The following is a 5,937-nucleotide window of genomic DNA, read 5'->3' as shown; positions in this document are numbered from 1 at the left end:
CTGATGCGCTGGCGGAAGCGGAGGGCGGCCCCGCCAACCTCAGCGCCGCCCCGGCTGAGGCCCCTGCCCAGGCTGCAGCCCAGTAACAGCCCCGCGCCGGGCCGGACCCACCCCCGCCCGGCGCACGTCTCATTGATCAAAAGACCTTCAGGAGAGCCCCCATGCTCCGCACTTTGAAAACCCTGCTGCTGACAGCCTTCCTGGCCATCTTCGCCACCCAGTCCTCCGCTATGTTCATCCAGCCAGATTGGTTTGACGTGAGAAAAGAAGGAGTGGGTACGAACCGGTACAGCTATTCCCTGAATGATCCTGTGAACAGAAGTGATCCAACGGGGAACCTTGCTCCTGCCGTGGGCGTCGTTGCGGGTATTATTGGACTACTTGGCATGTTTGCCGCAGATGAAGCTAGTGATAGAGCCAACGATGGAGAGCGAAACGGTAATGGAGTTATTAGCGGTGCGTTCAAGGGAAACTACGACCTAGGCAACAGTATTTCCGTTCATGACGAAGGATTCGACGATGGAACAAGCGATAGTTCGGGAGACGACTCGTCGTCGGGCGGTGGAACTGGTAGTTCTCCAGACCCGGATGACGATGATGAACCAAGCGACAAAGAAAAACAAACAGCCAACCATATTTTTGGCTCTAAGAACCTTGCTAAGCACGGTCTAAAAGGGCTTTTGTCAAAATTCTCAAACGCTATTGACGCGACTAGAGCCATCAAAGATGCGACACAAGACGCGCTAGACAGTGGCCAAGTGAGTACGGACACCAGGGGTGTCTTCTCCACCGATGTTTCTGTACAAGGAATTGACGTCACTGTAAGAGGTCGAGCGGTAAATGGTGTAGCTGAAATTGGGACGGCTTTCGCAAAATGAGCAAGTTATCGGAATTGGAGATTCGTGTGCTCGAAGTATTCTGTGAAAGTTTCCCAGAGTACTTTGGGCGGAAGATTGAGTTCCATGCGGTTGGTAGCTGCGAAAGGTCGTTTTCTGGTCAAGGTTTCATGACCGAACTGCCGAATATTTCTGAGCTTCAAACGGCAAGTTACATTGACCGGTTAGTGTGGGACAAAGCTACGGCTATGATTAATGATGAAACTCTGGTCGGTTTCTTAGTGTATTTAGAAGACGGGAAACTTACAGCAGTCGAGGGATTTACATTCGGTGAAGATTGGCCGGAAGAGATTGGTTCGTTCCAGATTTATATTGAGTGACGATTTGGGCTCAAATGAAACCTCAGATTTATTCTAAGAAAGTCAGTTTTCCTGATCGCGGCGTGATGTGGCAAGGCATACTGTGGATGAAAGAATTTGGAGCATCTAGCATAGAGAGGAGAAGACAAGCTGATAATCTATGAGGCGCTCGAAGCTATGTATTCGTCGATGTTGCTGCCTCGCTGCGATCTTGCTAGTCGGTGTGGATCACAAATCCAGCATCAGCAACATCACCCCGTCTCTGTCGTATTGCCGAAAAGCTTTAACGTGTAGGCGACACCCACCCCATCGCCTCGGCCCACTCAAACGCCCCCCGGTTGACCTGCTGCAGCCGCATCAGCTCCGCCCGCCGATCCTGCGGCACATCCTCGACCTCCGGGTATCTGGCATAAAACTCCGCCTCCAAAATCCGGTAGGCCGCCGTCCCCTTCTTCACCAGCGCATAGGCAAACTGCGGATTGTGGGCCAGCAGTACATCCGCCACCGCCATCGCCTCCCGGTAGTCCCCCCGCGCCATCAGACCGTCCAGCACAACCGCGGCGATGACGGCCACCGATTGCTCTGCATCCAGCGGCGCCAGATAGAGCCCGTTGGCCAGCGCCTGATCGGTGATCGGCAGCAGATCGCGGTAATGCTGGTCCCGCGCACGGCCCGCGCCGCTGGTCGCCTCCAGGTTATGGGTCACCCCTTGATCATCGGTGAATTTCACCAGCACATGCAGCGGCGCCAGCGCCGGCGCCATCTCCAGCTGCTGGCCTAGGCTCTGGACTCATTGAGTTTCAAAGCCAGTAGATAACGAGGGCTGCAAGCGCGATTGCTGACAGGAAGACTTTTGGGCATCTGTCGTATCGTGTCGCAACCCGCCACCAGTCCTTCAGCCTGCCGAACATAATCTCAATGCGGTTGCGCCGCTTATATCGGCGTTTGTCGTATCTGATGGCTTTCTTGCGCTGCTTTCGACCGGGGATGCAGGCGGGTATCCCTTTGTCTTTCAAAGCTTATCTAAACCAATCGACATCATACCCGCGATCTCCGAGAAGCCATTGGACGTCAGGCAGGCCACTCAGCAGCGCCTTTGCACCGGTGTAATCACTGACCTGTCCGGCGGTCACGAACAGGCTCAGTGGACGCCCCTGACTGTCACAGATTGCGTGCAGCTTAGTGTTCATGCCGCCCTTAGTGCGCCCGATCAGGCGCCCACGCCCCCCTTTTTAACCCCAAGACTGGAGGCCGTACGGTGTGCTTTCAGGTAAGTTGCGTCGATCATCACGGTCTTTTCCTCACCGTGATCAGCAGCCAGACCGACCATCATCTGGGCAAAGATGCCTTTGTCGCTCCACCGCTTCCTGCGGTTGTACAAGGTCTTGTGCGGGCCGAAATCTTTGGGAGCATCACGCCAGCGCAAGCCATTGCGATTGATGAAGTTAATTCCGCTCAGAACACGCCGGTCATCAACATGCGGCTTACCGTGGGACTTCGGAAAATAAGGCTCAAGACGGGCCATCTGCGCGTCCGTCAGCCAGAAAAGATCAGACATATCACCGCTCATTTTTCGAACCGTGAATCACGCCACCCACCGGAAATCAATGGGTCCTGACTCTAAGGCGAGAGCCTAGATCAGGCCGTCATTCACTCGACTGGACGGCCCACGACGTTGCCAAGATCACCGGTTGGAAGCCTCAGTGTGTGACCCACTGGTGCAAGCTCGGACTGCTGGAAGCGCAGTCTGTGGCGCATGGACTTCTTATCAGTCCTGCCAGCCTTGCGAAGTTTCAGGGCGAATTCGTGCCAGTCGCGACATTGGCGAAATCACTCAGGTCTTCATCGCGAAAGCTGCTACAAGAATTTGAAGGTCGTGGGATCAGTACGTGTGGTGCTGAGCGTGATGGAACGACCAGCAGAGGGCATCTGGTACGGCTTTCTGAACTAGTTGGTTTCAAGTTTGCGGTCGAACAACAGTGATTGTCATGAACTCATTGCACCTGATAATTGCAGGTAGCGAACAACTGCTTCTGAACAGCTCTGCGCGGTGTGCAGGCCGAGTTTTGCGGAAGGTTTGAGGGAGCCACAGGTTGCCTTGGTTTCGGATGCAGGCCGACTCTGCTTCCTCTGGACGTTCATCTTTTCCGGGAAATCGTGTGACCGGCTATTGACTGGGTTGTCTGCTTGCGCTCATTTTGCGCACAATTGGAAGTTTATTTAAGGAAGTAATTGTGTCGGCTCAATTGTTTTCCGCGCGCGCGGCAGCTGCGCTATTGGCCTACGTCTGCATCTTCACCGGCTACTCTTCGGCAGAGCTGAGCAACGGCGAAGTCGGCAAGGATCCCTCGGTGCTGCCGGAAACTGAAGTGCCGCATGACGTGCAGGGGGACGGGGCGTTCCGCTATTCCCTGGACTTTGCCATTCCGGAGTTCCGCGGGCTGGAGCCGGGGCTGGGGCTGTCCTACAATTCTTCCTTCAAGGGACGGGGGCGTGCCGAGACCTGGCTGGGAGTTGGCTGGCAGCTGAAGGGGTTTTCGTCGATTGAGCGGGTCTCGGTGGGCGGCGGCACGCCAACCTATGACGACCAGCACGATCTGTTCCGGCTGGATGGTGTAGAGCTGATGGCTTGCCGTGACAGCGCTGCCACCAACCCTTTGCCCGGCAGCCGAGCCTATCCGGACCGCTATAAGTCTGACACTGCCAGTGCCAGCTGCCGGGCCGGCGGTAACCTCACGGCGATTGTGGAGAATTACCGCAAGATCGAGATGAAATTCGAAACCGTGAATGGCCAGCAGGTGGAGTATTTCGAGGTCACCAACGACAAGGGCGTTGTCTACACCTACCGCGCGCTTGGCGCGATCAAGGGAGATACGTCGTCGGGGGCTGAATTCGATGCGCTGTTCCGGCGCAAGTTCCTGCTGACCGAGATCCGGGACACACAGCAGACTGCAAACACCGTCACCTACAATTATTTCTTTGAGACAAAGGCCAATGCACGGGCGCACCGGCCGGCGTCGGTCACCTATGCCAATGGCTACAAGGTGGTGTTTCGCTATGAGGAGCAGTCTGAGCCGGTTGCCACTTTTGCGGTTGGCACGGCGGGTCAGTTCGGGCGGCAGCACTACCGGCTGAAGTCGGTGTTTGTGCGCGATGATGCGATGCCCAGCGGCACTCGCCAAATCCGGGCCTACAAGCTGGAGTATCAGCGTTCTGCCGTGACCCGGGCGCACCAGCTGTCGCGGGTGCGGCTTTACGGCAGTGACTACTCTGTGGATGCGAATGACAACATCACTGGTGGCACTCAGCAGCCCAGCCCGCTGAAGGATCTGGCCTATGCTTCGGATGGTGCGGCGCTGCAGCAGAAGACATACCCAAACACCACCTTCCTGCGCAACGTGCGGGTGTACGACGCGGATAGCGACAACAGGGATGAATTGGTGCAGCCGTCGCTACGAACTAGTGATGTCGTACCTGCACAGTTTCCGACATGTGTGAATTCTGAGTACCTCCCAAATACGTTCGCAAAGACAGTCCCCCAAATTTATAGCGTTCCCTCGGTTGGATCTCGGAACATGGTGGGTAGCGATACACATGCGGTTTGGTCTAAGGCCCTGACCGTCAGAGACGAGAGGCTGCCTAGCAGTACGGCGTCGTCTTATTATCCTGGGTCAGTGCTTCCACGTACGCCAGCAGTGGACCAGCCATTTCTTCCGCTTGGAGAACAAACCTACTACAAGGAAGTTCAAAGCCCTGTTTTGCCCGGGCCGTATAACTTCGAAATGGTTGGCTTGAATGGCGGGAACAGTTCTCTGACCGTTCCCAATGGGGTTCGTACTGAAAGCACCATATTTGGGAACTTTGATGCGGACCCAGAACACGAAGCGCTTGTCCCACAAAACAGCAGTGTGTTTTACCTGTACAATTTGGAACAGGGCGGACAAGCAGCATCACAACTCAGCCTTTCCACCCCCGAGAGAGATGCAATCACAATCGACCTGGATGGCGACGGGATGTCTGAGCTTCTCCCAAAGTTGCCGCAGTATCCCACCCCATCTGCCAATTGGTGGCAAACAATCGATATTCGCGGTGGAGCGGTACACAGAGACTATGCAGCTCCTCCCGGGCAAAGCTTTCTCGACATGGCAATTGGCGACAGGCCGGCTCAGAACCAGCCATTTACGACGGCAGATGTAAATGGGGATGGCAAGCAGGATCTGGTTTATGCAGCCGGCGCAGATCATGTTCGCAGGCTTTCAGTGGCTATTTCGACGGGCCGCAACTTTCTAAACCCAGTTACTTGGGTGGACGCTGCGCAAACTGCCGCGCTCACCGGTGGAAATGGCTTAGGCACGGCATATGCGGCGACAGCAGCGGATGTGAACGGGGACGGTCTCGACGACATCATTACTACAAGAACAACGGCTCAGGTTTCTACCATCAATTGCGATGGCATCGTAAACTACAGTTACACACCAGTTTTGAAAGGGTCTTCGGGACAGGTTTTCCTTTCAACAGGCTCCGGCTTCATTGCACCTGAAGAAAGCGGCATTCCGGCGATCCCTGGCTACATCGAGTCAGGTGATTTTGACGGCGACGGTCTTCCGGACTTTGTGTCTGAGAGCAAGACAGCCGGCTCGATCTGGTTTGGCAACGGTGACGTTGCCCACCTCCTGACGGGTCTGACGAATGGCCAGGGCGGCGAGACGGTTGTGGCCTATGCGCCGTCGACGGCGATTGGC

General features: G+C 55.7%; 4 protein-coding genes and 1 pseudogene. 3 read left to right on the top strand and 2 right to left on the bottom strand.

Annotated features, from left to right (window positions below; all coding sequences use genetic code 11):
* Nucleotides 1–161 precede the first annotated feature (161 nt).
* Nucleotides 162–878: a hypothetical protein gene (locus RA26_RS22850; protein ID WP_152612688.1), complete on the top strand. Its 717-nt coding sequence runs from the start codon at nucleotides 162–164 to the stop codon at nucleotides 876–878.
* Nucleotides 875–1,216, top strand: a complete 342-nt coding sequence (locus tag RA26_RS21695; RefSeq protein WP_039187501.1) for a hypothetical protein — start codon at nucleotides 875–877, stop codon at nucleotides 1,214–1,216. The genes RA26_RS22850 and RA26_RS21695 overlap by 4 nt, the downstream gene beginning before the upstream one ends.
* Before the next feature lie 262 nt (nucleotides 1,217–1,478).
* Here the strand turns inward: RA26_RS21695 and RA26_RS23385 are convergent, their stop codons facing one another.
* Both RA26_RS23385 and RA26_RS22530 read right to left on the bottom strand, forming a co-directional pair.
* Nucleotides 1,479–1,958 carry a hypothetical protein gene (locus tag RA26_RS23385; protein ID WP_052272535.1) on the bottom strand — a complete coding sequence of 160 codons (480 nt, stop codon included), beginning with the start codon at nucleotides 1,956–1,958 and terminating at the stop codon, nucleotides 1,479–1,481.
* A gap of 37 nt (nucleotides 1,959–1,995) precedes the next feature.
* Nucleotides 1,996–2,753, bottom strand: a pseudogene (locus RA26_RS22530) (IS5 family transposase).
* Nucleotides 2,754–3,429: 676 nt separating this feature from the next.
* Between RA26_RS22530 and RA26_RS21680 the strand changes: the two are divergent.
* The coding region (locus tag RA26_RS21680; RefSeq protein ID WP_152612687.1) for an FG-GAP-like repeat-containing protein at nucleotides 3,430–5,937 on the top strand (2,508 nt) is incomplete at its 3' end.

The sequence above is a fragment of the Leisingera sp. ANG-M7 genome (assembly GCF_000813965.1).
In the GTDB taxonomy this organism is placed as follows: domain Bacteria; phylum Pseudomonadota; class Alphaproteobacteria; order Rhodobacterales; family Rhodobacteraceae; genus Leisingera.
This window is presented reverse-complemented; position numbering and strand designations above follow the sequence as displayed.